This window comes from Pantoea sp. CTOTU49201, from assembly GCF_032054795.1.
Taxonomy (GTDB): Bacteria; Pseudomonadota; Gammaproteobacteria; order Enterobacterales; family Enterobacteriaceae; genus Pantoea; species Pantoea symbiotica.
Map to the genome: position 1 here is coordinate 1 of NZ_DAMBSA010000062.1, position 16174 is coordinate 16174.

Genomic DNA, 16174 nt, shown 5'->3' on the forward strand with positions numbered 1-16174 from the left:
ATGTATTGATCGGCAACGCTCAGTGCATAGGTGAAGCCCGCACAAGCTGCGGCCAAATCGAAGGCAGCGCAATCGTTGATCTCCAGCATCTGCTGGATCATGCACGCTGAACTTGGGAAGGCGTGGCTGGAAGAGGTGGTTGCCACAATGATCAGGCCAACGTCGCTCGCATTCACACCCGCCATTTCCAGCGCGCGCTGTGCTGCGGTGAAGCCCATAGTAGCTACGGTTTCATCCGGAGCGGCAATACGACGCTCACGGATGCCGGTCCGGGTGACAATCCACTCGTCCGTCGTCTCGACCATTTTTTCCAGATCCGCATTGGAGCGAATCTGCTCAGGCAAATAGCTGCCCGTACCGATAATTTTGGTAAACATCTACGCTTTGTCACTCCTGGCTAATACAGTGTCAAGGCGCGCAGCAATCCTCTCTGGGACTTGCTTTCGCACCGTCTGCTCTGCCTGCTCTATCGCCACGGCAAATGCACGTTGATTCGCCGCACCGTGGCTTTTGATCACTGTCCCGCGCAATCCTAACAGACAAGCGCCATTGTACTGGTCGGGGTTGAGATGGCCGAAACGCTTTACCAGACGCTTTTGAATCCAGCGCCCCAGCAATGTTAGCCACCAGGCCCGTTTTTTTCCTTCCTCTGACGATTTGATCAGAGAGAGGAACATTCTTACCACGCCTTCCATGGTCTTCAACGTGACGTTACCAACGAAGCCATCACAAACCAGCACATCCGTCTTGCCGGTGAGGAGATCGTTCCCCTCAAGGTATCCAATATAGTTGATTTGCGGTGACGCTCGCAGCACCGCAGATGCGGCGCGGATTGTTTCTAATCCTTTGGTCTCTTCCTGACCAATATTCAGTAGCGCCACACGCGGCTGGGCGATCTCCAGCACTTCTTCGGCCATCACTGCGCCCATAATCGCAAACTGCACCAGCATGGCGCTGTCGGATTCAACGTTAGCGCCGAGATCCAGCACCACCGTTTTGCCATGCTGCTGATGCGGCAACACCGTCATCAACGCCGGACGCTCAATGCCATCCAGCGGTTTTAATAGCATTTTCGCCAGGCTCATCAGTGCGCCGGTATTTCCCGCACTGACACAGGCTTGTGCTCTCCCCTCTTTCACCAACTCTAACGCCACACGCATGGAACTGCCGCGACTGTTACGAATCGCCTGAGAAGGTTTGGCATCACTTGCAATAACCGATTCGGCAGGAATAACCTGCACACGCCTCTGTAACGAGGAATCCGCTTTGGCAAGAAATGACGAGATGATGTCGGGATCGCCGACCAGAAGAAGAACCAGCTCCGAATGAGAGGCCAGTGCCTGCAAGGCTGCAGGCACTGTCACGCAAGGACCGAAGTCCCCGCCCATGGCATCAACTGCCAGGGTCAAACGTGTCAAGGTATCGCCTTGTGTAATCGCGAGGATTACTTGGTGATAACCTTGCGACCGCGGTAGTAACCATCCGCAGTGATATGGTGACGCAGATGAGTTTCGCCAGAAACTTTATCTACTGACAGAGCAGCAGTGGTCAGAGCATCGTGTGAACGACGCATACCACGCTTAGAACGGGTTGGTTTATTCTGTTGTACGGCCATGGACCTTACTCCTATTACTTACGCTTTAAACTGGCTAATACGGCAAAGGGATTTGGTTTTTCTGCCTCTGGAGGCAGTTGACCTAATACCATGTCCGCGTCGGACACTTCACAGTGTTCAGAATCATGCACCGGAACCACGGGCAGCGCGAGGATGAGCTCATCTTCGATCACTGCCAGCAAGTCGATCTCACCAAAATCATTGACATCAACTGGCTCGTAGGCTTCCGGTAGTGCCTCGGCCTGCTCATCAGAAGAGACAGGACTGAAGCAATAGCTTACGTGAACATGACGTGGAAACGACTGGTTGCAGCGTTGACATGACAGAGTCACCTGCACTTCGGCTGTTCCTTGCAGAACGGCGAGGCGCTGGTTATCAACCGCAAACGACATATCGCATTCAACTTCACTGTCCACACTCACGACCGTTTCGGCCAAGCGCGCCACCAATTCAGGTGCATAAACACCATGATAATCAAGGCGTTTTTGCGCGGCGCGGACCGGATCGAGCGTCAGGGGTAATTTTACCTTTTGCATAGGGCGCGCATATTAACTTTGTAACGTCATAGAGTCAAAGAAAAAGGCCGGTTTACGGCATCTTTCACCCGTTAGTCGCATCCAGTGCGGCGCATAGTTTAAAATGACTGTCATCTTTACGCTATCTATTCTGAAAAAAAATGACGACACCTTTGGTTTTAGCCTCTACCTCCCCTTTTCGTCAGGCGCTGCTGAGCAAACTGGGCCTGCCTTTTATTACCGCAGCCCCCGATTGCGACGAATCCCCGCTACCGCATGAATCGGCCCCCGAGCTGGTGCAGCGTCTGGCATTAGCTAAAGCGCAGGCGCTGGCAGCACGTTACCCAGACAGCTGGATAATCGGTTCCGATCAGGTTTGTGTGCTGAATGGCGAGATAACCGGTAAACCGCACACCGTGGAAAAGGCCTGCCAGCAACTTGCGGCGGCCAGTGGCAACGCCATCACCTTTTATACCGGTCTGGCGCTACTGCAACCGCAGAGCGGCAAACAATCGGTCATTTGCGAACCCTTTACGGTGCATTTCCGCGAGTTGAGTGCTGAAGAGATTCGTGGTTATGTCGAAAAGGAACAGCCGCTGCAGTGCGCTGGCAGTTTCAAAAGCGAAGGATTGGGAATTTGTTTATTTGACATGCTGGAAGGTCGCGATCCCAATACCTTGATTGGCTTACCGCTGATTGCGCTGGATGAAATGCTAAGAAAGGTGGGCATCAACGCATTGTGTTGATGCCCGGATAATCAGGCTTTTTTCTGACGCAGTTTGGCGAGGCAATTCTTGAGTGCGCCATCCAGTGGCGCTTCCATCCGCAGCACTTCTCCGGTGTTGGGATGGGTGAAGGTTAACGCCGCTGCATGCAGGAACAGACGCGACAAGCCCGTCGAACCTAATTGCGCATCAAATTCGCGGTCGCCGTAGCGATCGTCAAAGGCGATTGGATGGCCGCCGTGCAGCGTATGCACACGAATCTGATGGGTACGACCGGTCACCGGACTGGCTTTCACCAAGGTCGCGAAACCGAAACGCTCTTCGACTTTAAAGCGCGTCTCAGAAGGCTTGCCTTCCGCACTCACGCGAACCACACGCTCGCCGCTCTGCAAAATGTTTTTCAGCAGCGGAGCCTGCACCACTTTCAGATGCGATGGCCAGTCACCGCGCACCAGCGCCAGGTAATCCTTCTGCATGCCCTTTTCGCGCAGTTGCTCATGCAGCGAGCGCAACGCAGAACGCTTCTTCGCCACCAACAGGATGCCGGAAGTATCACGATCGAGGCGATGGACTAACTCGAGGAATCGCGCTTCCGGACGCAACGCACGCAGCCCTTCAATCACGCCGAAACTTAATCCGCTGCCACCGTGCACCGCCGTGCCCGACGGCTTATTCAGCACCATCAGGTAATCATCTTCATACAGAATGGCATTGGTGAGCGCCGCGACTTTATCCAGCTTCGGTGAAACCGTATTCTCTTCGCGCTCGGCAACCCGCACCGGCGGAATACGCAGCTCGTCGCCATCCTCCAGCTTATATTCCGGTTTAACGCGCTTTTTATTCACTCGCACTTCGCCTTTACGCAAAATGCGATAAATCATGCTTTTCGGCACGCCCTTGAGCTGGGTGCGCAAAAAGTTATCAATTCGTTGTCCGGCATTTTCAGCCGTGATGGCGACATACTGTACGCCGGGATTCTCTGTTTTCATGGCGGCGATTCTAATTAGTGTCCCTGGATAGCGCCACCCCTTTTTCTGTGCTTAACTCTCTCTTTGTCGCGCGATGAAACGGTGAAAATGGCGACATTTTCAGCGATGCGATGATTAGCCCTGCAAATGAACAGGTTATGGACGAATAAACTTCTCAGCTTGGCAAAAGTCGCCTTGCTTAATGTTGGTTAGCAATGGAATAATGCAGGGGTTTCTGCCCTGGAAAGATTCAGGCAGGAAAAAGAGCGAAATAAGTCATTTTGCCGGATTGAACGGACACGCAGCAATGGCGTAAGACGTAATGTTAAATCAGGCACTTAGCGGGCTGCGGGTTGCGGCCTGGACGACAGACCAGGATGTGTGGATTTTTGAATACTCTGTAACATTTCCACCTTCAGGCGCTGGATTTCCTTATGAAAAACAGGCCACCGACAAGATTTGCGCCCCTTTAGCCGCCGACAACCGTGAGGTTGACGTCAGTGCATTAAGACACGGGGCCATCGGTTGATTCTCGTCCAGGGTAACGATGCCCGCAGCTAGATCACTCATGTGAGAATAACGAGTAAGTCACGATGAAAAGAATGTTAATTAACGCAACTCAGCAGGAGGAGTTGCGCGTTGCCCTGGTTGATGGACAACGTCTGTACGATCTGGATATTGAAAGTCCTGGACACGAACAGAAAAAAGCCAACATATACAAAGGTAAAATCACCCGCGTTGAACCCAGCCTTGAAGCTGCATTTGTCGATTACGGTGCAGAACGTCACGGTTTCCTCCCTCTGAAAGAAATTTCCCGCGAATACTTCCCCGCCAATTACAACGCACATGGTCGTCCGAATATCAAAGATGTGCTGCGTGAAGGTCAGGAAGTTATCGTTCAAATTGATAAAGAGGAACGCGGTAATAAAGGTGCAGCACTCACCACCTTTATTTCTCTGGCCGGTAGCTATCTGGTATTGATGCCGAACAACCCACGTGCTGGTGGTATTTCACGCCGCATTGAGGGCGACGATCGTACCGAATTAAAAGAAGCACTTTCCGCACTGGAACTTCCAGACGGCATGGGATTAATCGTCCGCACTGCGGGCGTAGGCAAATCTGCCGAATCACTGCAGTGGGATCTCAGCTTCCGTATGAAGCACTGGGAAGCCATTAAGAAAGCCGCAGACAGCCGCCCGGCGCCTTTCCTGATCCATCAGGAAAGCAACGTTATCGTGCGCGCCTTCCGCGACTATCTGCGTCAGGATATCGGTGAAATCCTTATCGATAATCCAAAAGTCCTGGAACTGGCTCGTCAGCACATTGCTGCACTAGGTCGTCCAGACTTCAGCAGCAAAATCAAACTGTACACCGGTGAAATCCCGCTGTTCAGCCACTACCAAATCGAATCGCAAATTGAATCAGCCTTCCAGCGTGAAGTGCGTCTGCCATCAGGCGGCTCGATTGTTATCGATAGCACCGAAGCCCTGACGGCGATTGATATCAACTCCGCGCGTGCAACTCGCGGCGGTGATATCGAAGAAACCGCCTATAACACCAACCTGGAAGCGGCCGATGAGATCGCTCGCCAGCTGCGTCTGCGCGATCTCGGCGGCCTGATTGTTATCGACTTCATCGACATGACGCCAGTGCGCCATCAGCGCGCGGTGGAAAACCGTCTGCGTGAAGCGGTGCGTCAGGATCGTGCGCGTATTCAGATCAGCCACATTTCACGCTTCGGTTTGCTGGAGATGTCGCGTCAGCGTCTGAGCCCGTCACTGGGTGAATCCAGCCATCATGTCTGCCCACGCTGTAGCGGTACCGGCACCATCCGTGATAACGAATCGCTGTCGTTGTCTATTCTGCGTCTGATTGAAGAAGAAGCGCTGAAAGACAACACCAAAGAAGTGCATGCGATTGTTCCGGTTCAGGTCGCCTCTTACCTGCTGAACGAAAAGCGTGATGCCGTAAGCGCCATCGAAAAACGCCAGGGCGGCGTGCGTGCCATCATCGTGCCAAACGATCAGATGGAAACGCCACACTACTCGGTACTGCGTGTTCGCACCGGCGAAGAGACGCAAACGCTGAGCTATCACTTACCGAAACTGCACGAAGCGGAAATGGCGCTGCCTTCTGAAGAAGAGCACGCTGAGCGTCGTCGTCCGGAGCAGCCAGCATTGGCCGCCTTCGCGATGCCTGATGCGCCGCCTGCGCCGGTTGAAGTGGTGAAAGAGTCTCAGCCTGCAGCAGAAGTGAAAACCAAGCCTGCTGTTGCAGCACCAGCTGTGACTAACACCGGCTTCGTGGCACGCCTGCTGAGCGGATTGAAGAAACTGTTTGCCGGTGATGCGCCAGCTGCGGCTCCTGCTGAAACTAAACAAGAATCCCCAGCCGTTGTTGCTGCTGAATCTGAAAATACCCAGCAGCGTGGCGAACGTCGCAACAATAACAACCGCCGCAACAACCGTCGCGAACGTACTCCGCGTAATGGCGAGAATGGTCAGGTGCGCGAAGGTCGTGAACCGCGCGAGCCGCGTGAAGCACGTGAGCCACGTGAAGCCCGCGAACCGCGTGACAATCAGGACAATCGTCGCAACAAGCGTCAGAACGAGCCGCGTGAAGCGCGTCCGGTCCTGAGCGATGAAGCGCTTGAGCAACGTGATGAGCAGCAGCAACAGCGCCGCGAACAGCGTGCAGATCGCCAGCGTCGTCGTCAGGAAGAGAAGCGCACTCAGCAGCAGGATCAGAAAGCCGCTGAGCCGGTTGTTCAGGCGCCTGTCGTTGACGAAAACGTTGAGCAGGAAGAAGAACGCGTTCAGGTAATGCCGCGTCGTAAGCAGCGTCAGCTGTCACAGCGCGTGCGTGTGGGCGACACCACTGAAATTGCTGCCGAAGCGCCAGTGGTGCACGAAGCCGCCATTGAAACTGCGCCGCGCGCTCAGTACAACGAACATCCTGAAGCCAGCAATGACGAGCAAGATGATAGCGATAACCGTGATAGCGCCAATATGCCGCGCCGTTCACGTCGTTCACCGCGTCACCTGCGCGTGAGTGGCCAGCGTCGTCGTCGTTATCGTGACGAGCGTTACCCAACGCAGTCTGCAATGCCGCTGGAATCGGCTGCTGCCTCACCAGAAATGGCGTCAGGCAAAGTGTGGATCTCTTACCCGGTTGCGCAAGCGCAGGAAGAGTACAGCACGCAAGATGCGATGCATGAAGTGTCGGATTACGGCTACCAGCAATCCGCTGATGCAGAAACTCAGCCAGCAGCTGTTGAACCGCCTGTTGAGCAAGTTGCTGCTGAAGAAGTAGTGCATCAGGCTGAACCGCAAGCACATACCGATGTGCCAGTGGTAAACACTGATGACGTCTCGCCAATTGCCGCGCCAGTCAACGAAGAACCAGCCGTGATTTCTGCTGCTGATGAACAGGTTGCTCAGGAAACGGCGGCTGAAGCGGAACCGGCTGTTGTTGTTGAAGAAGCGAAGCCTGAAGTAGCAGTTAGCGAAGTGGCTGCGGTAGTTGAGCAGGCGCCAGCTGATGTTTCGCCAGCAGTTGAAGCTCAGGTTGAAGACGTGCTGGCTGCGCCAGTTGCGGCTGAAGCCGAAGTCACGCCGGTCACTGAACCTCATGCGCCGGTTGCGGCACGTGATACCGCAGTGACCACGGTTGAGACGCGCTTCAAGCATCACGCTACCGCACCGATGACCAAAGCACCGGCCCCGGCGTGGGAACCTGAACCGGTTCGCAATAGCGACTGGGTCCGTCCAGCGTTTGGCTTCGAGGGCCGCGGCTCTGCTGGCGGTCACAGCGCGACGCATCAGGCCACCGCCCCGGCAACCCGTCCGGAAAGCGCGTAAGCTTAAGCACGTCAGTAAACATCAAACCCCGGCAAGTCCGGGGTTTTTTATTGCCTGCGGTCGCCATAAATGGCGCCCCTACGATGCGCGGCATTGCGCCATCTGTGGTGTAATGCCGCTTAATTAAGCAATAAATTTCCTATCTATAACGCAAACCTTGCCAAACAACTGTAGGGTCGCCATTAATGGCGACCGATTCACGCTTAACGGACAAGCATTACGTCATAAATGGCGACCTAAATAATAGGCAAAAAAAATCCCACAGCCCCGAAAGGCGGTGGGAGAAACTAAGCGCACCCGGTTAAAGTACGCTCAAAGGTTCAAGTCAATTACGAATTAAGCTGGAACAGCGACATCTGCGACATATCAGTAAAGGTCTTATAAGACGCCTGCAGTGCTGTCTGTTGCATGGTGTAACTGGAGATCGCCGAGGTGTAATCAACCTCAACCAAATCACTCATCTGCGACGCCATAATGGTGTCACGATCGTCACCCTGCGCATCCAGCGTATCCAGTTCAGCTAACTTCGTACCCACGGCAGAACGCACGGTTAACACGTTGTTCAGCGAGTTACTCAAACCACGGTTAGTCTTGTCCAGCGCATCCTGGAAAGTCTGTTTTGTCGCGGCATCAGCGTCATCCTGCGGCACTTTCAGCGCGGCAATCGCGCTATCCAGCATGTTAAACAGGTTAGTTTCGCTGGCGCTGCCATCAGGTTCGGCTTTTGCGTTGCCGGTGATCGACATAAATACCGAGTTGCCGGTATCGCCCACCGTCATGGTGCGGCTGGAGTCCACTTTCTGCGAAATAGCATCAGTGCCGCCGGTGTACGTGACGCCGGTACCTGAATCGGTAAACGGTGCGGTATCGGTTTTGTAGCCAGCAAAAATGTAGCGGCCGTTGCCATCCTGGCTGTTCGCCTGGTTGAGCAACTGCGCACGGATACCTTCTAACTGCGTGGCAATGGAGCCACGGTCATCATCACTCAGCGTACCGGTTGAGCCGTAAACGATCAGCGTCTGCGCATCCTGAATACTGCTGGTGACGCTGGAGAGTGCATTCTCTTCCATCGACAGGCTCTGATCGGCGTAGCTGCGTGCCGTGGCATACTGGCTACTTTGCGCCTGTGACTGCGACAACACCACAGAACGTGCAGCGGCAATCGGATCATCGGATGGATTGCTAACGCGGCGGCCGCTGGAAAGCTGCTCACCCACTTTCAACCAAGAAGACTGCGAATCGGTAATCCCGCGCACCTGCTGGTTAAAAATCATATTAGTACTTAAACGCATGGGCTTTTATCCTCTCTGCTTAGCCGCGGATGTCCATCAGCGCATTGAAAATGGTGCTGGCCGTTTGCAGCACCTGCGCATTAGCCATGTAAAATTGCTGATATTTAGTCAGGTTGGCGTACTCTTCATCGAGGTTAACGCCGGAAACGGATTGCTGACGATCGGTCAACTGATTAACCACGTTTTCCTGAGTGGTGCTTGCCGTTTCCAGCGAGCTGGTTTTGTTACCGATGGTGCTGACAATACTGGCGTAAGCCTGCGCGATGGTGGCATTGCCGTTCACCAGGTTGGCGTCCTGCAGGTTCAACATCTTTTGCGCGTTGGTGTTATCACTTTCACCGCTGGTCGCCGAGGATGCCGCCGCAATCTGCGACTCATCGGTAATCGCTACCGTCATACCAGCAATTACGTTCTGTACCGGCTTCACCAGGAAGCTATCTTTTGCACTCGCGCTGCCGCTGACCGTCAGATCAAGACCATCGAAGCTCAATGTGGTATTGCCGCTGCCATCCGTGCCTTGCGTCGGGGTGATTTTCACGTTGTCCGACATGCGCGTCACAGACCAGTTACTGCCGTCATAGCTTACGGTGTAGTTCGAGGCTTTTAAGGCGCTGCTGTCTGACCAGGCCGCGCTGACTGTCGCGGTGCCGGTGTTCTTGCTGTTACTGACCACCGTTGGGCTACCGATGGTGAAGAAATCGGTTCCCTGATTACCGTTGCTGTCGTAACCCTGAGTTTGCACCGCGTTGAAGCTGGTGGTGAATGCGGCAGCCAGCTGACCCAGCTGATTCTGCGCGGTATCCAGATCCTGGGTACGGAACGCCAGCAAACCGCCGAGCGAGCCGGTGGTCAGGGTTTTTTCCGGGATTTCAACATTACCCGCCAGCTTATCGACATAGCCAACCGTGGTGCGCGATGGATCGCTGCTGGAAGGCATCGCCACCAATTGCGTGGTGTTTTTGCCGTTAACCAGCGTCAGGCTGCCCATAGAAACTACATAGCTGCCATCCTGCTGCGACACGCTGACGCCAACCACGTTGTTCAGGTTGTTGACTAACTGATCGCGCTGATCGAGCAAGTCGTTAGGTGCTGTGCCACCGCCGGTAGTCAGCTTCGCGATCTGCGTGTTGAGATCGGCGATTTGCTTGGTATAGGTATTAATCTGGTCAACGCTGGAGCCAATGTCAGTATTGACGCTGCTCTGCATGTTGTTGAGATACTGCGCGGTGGTCTGGAACTGGTTCACCAGGCCTTGCGCATAACTCAGCATCGACTGACGTGCCGACGGATCATCTGCGTTACTCACCACGCTCTGCACGTTGGTAAAGAAGTTCTGGATCGACGTCGACAGGCTGGTGGTCGAGGTAGAGAGCAGATCATCGATATTGGAGATCTGCGAATATTGGGTGTTCACCGCACTGTAATTGGCGCTCGCGCCACGCAGCTGCGCGGTAATGAACTGATCGTATTCACGTTGCACACCGGTCACGTTGACACCATTTCCGTAGTAGCTGCTGCCGGAGAGCGTGCTGTTGGCCTGGCTCAACAGAATAGTCTGACGTGAATAGCCCGCTACCGTGTAATTGCTGATGTTGTTACTGGTGGTGCTTAATGCAGCCTGTGCGGCGCTCAGCCCACTCATCGCTGAGTTAATTATGCTGGACATCTCGGTTCCTTAATTTCCCGTTAACCGGGCTGGCAGTCATCAGTGCGATTGCGCGGGCGGTGAACGCCCGCGGCATGTGATTGTTATCGGCGTGCTTAAGTGAAACTTGAGAGCAAAAATCAGAACAAATCGGTGATGTCGTTGCTGTACGCCTTCACCACTTTTTCGCCCATGCTTTTGAATTGCTGGATCATTCCCACCAGTTTCTGCGCATACTTTGGATCGGTCGCGTAACCAGCTGCCTGCAAGGCACGCGCGCCCTGCTCGGCACTCGGTGCGTTGGCAACGGCGGCATAACGAGGATTATTGGACAGCAGTTTGACGTAGTCGCTGAGCGCTTCCATATAGGAGCCATACACACGGAAACTGGCGCGCACTTTTTTCGCCACGCCGCCTTCGTATTCGGTGGTCATGATACCGGTGGTTGCACCTTTCCAGTCACCGCTCGCCTTAATACCAAATACGTTGTAACTCGGCTTGCCGTCGCGCGTCAGGATCTGTCGCTGGCCCCAGCCGGATTCCAGCGCGGCCTGCGCCAGGATCAGATGATGCGGAATGCCGCTCTGCTGACTGGCGACCTGCGCCGGTTGCGCCAGCTGGGCGATAAAGTCGTTGCTGTCGCTGGGCAAACTGCTCGGCGAGACCGGCAAACGCGGCACCGCTTTACGCACCATCTGCTCCAGCTGATTCGACGGCAGGTTGCTATAGATGAAACTGTTGTCCAGCTTCATCGGCACCGTACCGGCGGTTTCGTCCGGCTCCTGAGCCGGCTGCATCTGTTTAACGATGATATCGGCCATGCCGAGACCACGTTTGCCAATGTCCTGCGCAATCTGCTGATCGTACATCGAGGTGAAAAGCCGCGTCTGATCGTTGCTCAGCAGGCCATCCTGCGGCAGCGCTGCGCGCATACTTTTCATCATCATCTGCACGAACATCCCTTCCACCTGCTTGGCCACCTGCATCGCCTTCCCTTTCGGGTCGGCGGCGGCTTCGCGTTTCAGGTCGTTCAGCGAGCGGCTGTCGTACGCCGCATTCACCAGCGATTGCGTATCGTTCATCAGATAATTTCCAGTTTGGCGCGCAAGCAGCCTGCGCTTTCCATCGATTGCAAAATCGACATCAGCTCAATCGGTGACGCACCCAGCGCATTCAGTGCACGCACCACGTTATTGAGGTTGGCGCTGGCGTTAACCCGTTGCAGCGCGCCGCCACTCTGACGCAGATCGATCTGGGTATTGTTGGTGGTCACGGTCTGACCGCCCGCCAACGGCGTATCAGGCTGACTGACGTTCTGCTGCTGATTGACGGTAACCGACAGGTTGCCCTGCGCCACCGCACAAGTATTCAGCGTCACTTCGCGGTTCATCACCACCGAACCGGTACGTGAGTTGATAATCACCTTGGCATCTTCCAGCGGTACCGAAACATCGAGGTTCTGAATTTCGGCCAGCAGACGTACCTGCGAACTGTTATTCGGCGACACGCGGATCTGCACGGTACGCGCATCCAGCGGTTGCGCGGAACCAATACCACGGCTGTTGATGGCGTCGGCGATGCGCTGTGCCATGCTGAAGTCTTCATTATTCAGCTGCAGATTGATGGTGTTCTGGCTACCAAAGTTACTCTGCAGTTCACGCTCTACCGTGGCGCCGCCGGTAATGCGGCCACCGTTCAGTTGGTTAACCTGCACGCTGCTGCCACCGGCTGAAGCGCCCGCACCGCCAACCAGAATGTTACCCTGCGCCAGCGCATAAACCTGGTTATCGACGCCTTTCATCGGCGTCATCAGCAGCGTACCGCCGCGCAAACTTTTAGCGTTACCCAGCGAGGAAACCACCACATCAACGGTTTGGCCCTGACGCGCAAAGGTCGGCAGCTTGGCGGTCACCATGACGGCCGCCACGTTTTTCAGCTGCATATTGGTGCCGGCCGGCACGGTAATACCGAGCTGGGAGAGCATGTTGCTCACGGTTTGCGTGGTAAACGGCGTTTGCGTGGTCTGGTCACCGGTACCATCAAGGCCCACCACCAAACCGTAACCGATCAGCTGGTTGTCGCGCACGCCCTGTACGGAGGTCAGATCGCGGATGCGATCAGCATGCGCCAGCACGCTAAAACCGAGCAGCAAGCAGAGGCTCAGGCGGAGCAGAGTCGTCATATTCATTCTTAATACCTCTTACATCGGCGAGACGTTCAGGAAGAAACGCTGGAACCAGCCCATCGTCTGCGCTTCATTGATATAACCATTTCCGACGTACTCAATACGTGCATCGGCCACCGCGGTCGACAGCACCGCATTGCTGGCGCTGATGGTGCGCGGGTTAACCACGCCCGAGAAGCGGATGAATTCGGTGCCCTGGTTAATTTCGATCTGTTTCTCACCCACCACGCGCAGGTTGCCGTTCGACAACACCTGATTGACGGTGACGGTGATGGTGCCCGTAAAGGTGTTATTCGCCGTCGCGCCACCTTTGCCGGCGAAGTCATTTTTGCCATTGGCATCCAGCGTGGCTTTTTCGCCACCGGCACCCACCAGACCGCTGAGGCCGGTTGGTACACCTGTCACACCAAAACTGTTGCTGCCATCGCGGCTGGCGTTGGCGGAAGAACTTTTGCTGGCGCTGACGTTTTCCTGCAAGGTGATCGTCAATGTGTCGCCAATGTTGCGTGGACGGCGATCCTCAAACAGCGGCTGATAGCCGTAGTTCAGCGGTGCGACGCCCTGAAAAATGGAACCGTTCACCACTGGCGGTGCGGATGGCGTCGGCTCTGCCGTTGTCGCCCCTTGCACCAGTGGCGTGCGCGGAACCAGCGCACAACCGTTAAGAGTGAGTAGCAGCGTGGCTACCAACCAATGACCAGGCTTGAGAATCACTTGCTTCGCCACGGAGTTCTAACCTTATTCATGTTGCTTAATCAGGCCAGCCAGGCTGGCCCAACGACACCAGCATTACAGCTGGGTTAACTTCGCCAGCATCTGATCGGAGGTGCTGATCGCTTTACTATTGATCTCGTAGGCGCGCTGCGTCTGAATCATGGTGACCAGCTCTTCCGCCACGTTGACGTTCGAGGTTTCGACATAACCCTGATACAGCAGACCCGCGCCGTTCTGGCCTGGCGTGCTCTGCGTTGCCGCACCGGATGCCTGCGTCTCCTGATAGAGGTTTTCACCCTGGCTATTCAGGCCCGCATCGTTCATGAAGGTGCTCAGCGTCAGCTGACCGACCTGCGCCGGGTTGGTCTGGCCCTGCTGCGTCACGCTCACCACGCCATCACGCGAGATAGTGATGCTGGTGGCGTTGGCCGGAATGGTGATGCCTGGTTGCACCGGATAACCGGCGTTGGTCACCAGCTGACCGTTCTGGTCAACCTGGAATGAACCATCACGGGTATACGCCGAGGTGCCGTCCGGCATCTGCACTTCGAAATAACCCTGGCCGTTGATCGCCACGTCTTTCGAGTTGCTGGTCTGCGACAGGTTACCCTGCTGATGCAGACGTTCGGTGGTAACGGGGCGCACACCGGTACCGATCTGCAGACCTGACGGCAGCGTGGTTTGCTCCGACGACTGGGTGCCCGGCTGACGCAGGGTTTGGTACATCAAATCTTCAAATACCGCGCGCGAACGTTTAAACCCGTTGGTGCTTACGTTCGCGAGGTTGTTGGAGATGACGTCCATGTTGGTTTGTTGAGCGTCAAGACCGGTTTTGGCGATCCATAAAGAACGAATCATGGTGTTTTCCTTACGCCTTAGCTGCTCATGTTGAGCAAGCTGTTAGCTTTTTGTTCGTTTTCATCAACGTTGGAGATCACTTTCATCTGCATCTCAAAACGTCGGGCGTTGGCGATCATATCGACCATGGTTTCCACCGGCTTCACGTTACTGCCCTCCAGCACGCCAGGCATCACCGTCATGGTGGCATCGTTCGCCAGCGCAGCGCCGCGCGTCGCCTGGGTTTGCTGGTTAGGACGGAACATGCCGTCATCACCGCGTTGCATCTCTTTACCGGTGGCACGCACCAGCTTCAGGCGACCAATCTGCACCGTGGCATTGGGTGCATCACCGGCGTTACGCGAGGTGATGGTGCCGTCTGCCGCGATGGTCAATTCAGCACCTTGCGGGATGGCGATCGGACCGCCATCGCCCATCACGGGATTGCCCTGAATGGTCAAAATACCGGTCGAGCTGATCTGCATGTTGCCGTTGCGGGTATAAGCTTCGGTACCGTCAGCGGCACGCACTGCCAACCAGCCGTCCTGCGCGACACCTACATCCAGCGTGCGGCCGGTGTTATCCATCGAGCCCGGTGACATATCGGCGCCCGGCGTGGAAGCGGCAACCAGCGTACGCGTTGGCAGCGACCAGCCACTGACCGGCACTGCGCGCAACGCGTTGAGCTGAGCACGAAAGCCCGGCGTTGAGGCGTTGGCGAGGTTGCTGGCCGTTACCGACTGCTGCTCCAACGTCTGACTGGCCGCGCCCATAGCGGTATATATTGCGTGATCCATAAAGCAATCCCGTTAGCGAATTAACGTAAGTTAACCAGGGTGTTAAGAATCTGGTCCTGAGTTTTGATGGTCTGGGCGTTAGCCTGATAGTTGCGCTGTGCCACGATCATGTTGACCAGTTCCTGGCTCATATCGACGTTAGACGCTTCCAGCGCGCCAGCGGTCAATGAACCGTAGGTGCCGGTGTTCGCCAAACCGATCGCTGCCTGACCCGAAGAGCTGGTCGCAGACCAGACGTTGTCGCCTTCAGACTTCAGGCCTTCCGGGTTAGAGAAGCTGGCAAGCACCACCTGACCCAGCAGCTGGGTTTTCTGGTTGGAGTAGGTACCGGTGATGGTGCCGTCATCGTTGATGGCATAGCTGGTCAGATCGCCTGGCGCATAACCATCCTGTGTTGGGTTACCGAAGGTGGTCGCACCGGAGTTCTGCTGCAGGCTGCCGCTCATGTTCAGCGTGATAGCCTGGCCCGCAGCGGCACCGTTGCTGCCATCAATAGAAAGACCAACGGTGGTTGCGCCATTGACGCCACCCAGGCTGGTCATATTCCCGCTTTCGTCGAAGCCAACAGCAAAATTACCGGCGCTTTTACCGGTTGTAGAGTCAATCGCATGTACTGACCAGGTGTTATCCGCAGTTTTGACGTAGTACAAATCTAGCGCGTGGTCGTTACCCTGTGAGTCATAAACGGTCACGGTGCTTTTAGCGTTATAGGTATCAACCGCCGACGCATCGAATTTGGTGTCATCCAGCGCGGTGCTGGTGGAGTTCAGGTTGGCAACCTGTGTCGCCGTGGTGGTCGCGCGGGCTGACATCTGGGTGGTCGGTACACTCAGCGCAACCGGGTTAGCACCGGTCTGAATAGTTGGCGGCGTGCCGGTGGCTGGATAGCCGGTGACGGATAAGCCTTGGGTGTTGACCAGGTTACGGTTGGCATCCAGCGTGAACTGGCCATTACGCGAGTAGTAAACTGCGCCGCTGGTATCGGTCATACGGAAGAAGCCGTTGCCGCTCAGGGCCACAT

General features: G+C 55.4%; 14 protein-coding genes and 1 pseudogene. 2 read left to right on the forward strand and 13 right to left on the reverse strand.

Going from position 1 to position 16174, the window contains the following annotated elements; genetic code table 11:
• From RTY00_RS06805 to yceD, 4 genes and pseudogenes are all read right to left on the reverse strand, one after another.
• Positions 1-377, reverse strand: a pseudogene (locus RTY00_RS06805) (3-oxoacyl-ACP synthase); the annotation flags it as partial.
• Positions 378-1418 carry a phosphate acyltransferase PlsX gene (gene plsX, locus RTY00_RS06810; protein WP_312663893.1) on the reverse strand — a complete coding sequence of 347 codons (1041 nt, stop codon included), beginning with the start codon at positions 1416-1418 and terminating at the stop codon, positions 378-380.
• Between the two features lie 26 nt (positions 1419-1444).
• Complete coding sequence (gene rpmF, locus RTY00_RS06815) at positions 1445-1615, reverse strand: 50S ribosomal protein L32 (protein WP_007885783.1); 171 nt, start codon at positions 1613-1615, stop codon at positions 1445-1447.
• Between the two features lie 14 nt (positions 1616-1629).
• A complete protein-coding gene (gene yceD, locus RTY00_RS06820) occupies positions 1630-2151 on the reverse strand; it encodes a 23S rRNA accumulation protein YceD (protein ID WP_312663894.1) in 522 nt (173 codons plus the stop codon).
• Between the two features lie 140 nt (positions 2152-2291).
• Between yceD and RTY00_RS06825 the strand changes: the two genes are divergently transcribed.
• Positions 2292-2876 (forward strand): nucleoside triphosphate pyrophosphatase, encoded by a 585-nt coding sequence (locus tag RTY00_RS06825; protein ID WP_312663895.1) that lies wholly within the window; start codon positions 2292-2294, stop codon positions 2874-2876.
• A gap of 11 nt (positions 2877-2887) precedes the next feature.
• On the opposite strand, the gene rluC is transcribed toward RTY00_RS06825, so the two are convergent.
• Positions 2888-3844, reverse strand: a complete 957-nt coding sequence (gene rluC, locus RTY00_RS06830; RefSeq protein WP_061716969.1) for a 23S rRNA pseudouridine(955/2504/2580) synthase RluC — start codon at positions 3842-3844, stop codon at positions 2888-2890.
• A 572-nt stretch (positions 3845-4416) separates the two neighbouring features.
• On the opposite strand from rluC, the gene rne reads away from it, so the two are divergent.
• Positions 4417-7683, forward strand: coding sequence for a ribonuclease E (gene rne, locus RTY00_RS06835; RefSeq protein WP_312663896.1), 3267 nt, complete (start codon positions 4417-4419; stop codon positions 7681-7683).
• A 329-nt stretch (positions 7684-8012) separates the two neighbouring features.
• Here the strand turns inward: rne and flgL are convergent, their stop codons facing one another.
• The 8 genes from flgL to flgE all read right to left on the reverse strand — a co-directional run.
• Entirely contained in the window at positions 8013-8975 is a 963-nt protein-coding gene (flgL, locus tag RTY00_RS06840) for a flagellar hook-associated protein FlgL (protein ID WP_258144929.1), read from the reverse strand.
• Between the two features lie 19 nt (positions 8976-8994).
• Positions 8995-10641 carry a flagellar hook-associated protein FlgK gene (gene flgK, locus RTY00_RS06845; RefSeq protein ID WP_312663897.1) on the reverse strand — a complete coding sequence of 549 codons (1647 nt, stop codon included), beginning with the start codon at positions 10639-10641 and terminating at the stop codon, positions 8995-8997.
• A 119-nt stretch (positions 10642-10760) separates the two neighbouring features.
• Entirely contained in the window at positions 10761-11702 is a 942-nt protein-coding gene (flgJ, locus tag RTY00_RS06850; RefSeq protein ID WP_312663898.1) for a flagellar assembly peptidoglycan hydrolase FlgJ, read from the reverse strand.
• Positions 11702-12808: a flagellar basal body P-ring protein FlgI gene (locus RTY00_RS06855; RefSeq protein ID WP_293796128.1), complete on the reverse strand. Its 1107-nt coding sequence runs from the start codon at positions 12806-12808 to the stop codon at positions 11702-11704. The genes flgJ and RTY00_RS06855 overlap by 1 nt, the downstream gene beginning before the upstream one ends.
• A 12-nt stretch (positions 12809-12820) precedes the next feature.
• Positions 12821-13531 carry a flagellar basal body L-ring protein FlgH gene (locus RTY00_RS06860; protein WP_008103082.1) on the reverse strand — a complete coding sequence of 237 codons (711 nt, stop codon included), beginning with the start codon at positions 13529-13531 and terminating at the stop codon, positions 12821-12823.
• A 63-nt stretch (positions 13532-13594) separates the two neighbouring features.
• Positions 13595-14377: a flagellar basal-body rod protein FlgG gene (gene flgG, locus RTY00_RS06865; RefSeq protein WP_007885801.1), complete on the reverse strand. Its 783-nt coding sequence runs from the start codon at positions 14375-14377 to the stop codon at positions 13595-13597.
• A 17-nt stretch (positions 14378-14394) separates the two neighbouring features.
• Positions 14395-15153: a flagellar basal body rod protein FlgF gene (locus tag RTY00_RS06870; protein ID WP_008103084.1), complete on the reverse strand. Its 759-nt coding sequence runs from the start codon at positions 15151-15153 to the stop codon at positions 14395-14397.
• Between the two features lie 20 nt (positions 15154-15173).
• Positions 15174-16174: flagellar hook protein FlgE (flgE, locus tag RTY00_RS06875; RefSeq protein WP_312663899.1), on the reverse strand; the 1001-nt coding region annotated here is incomplete at its 5' end.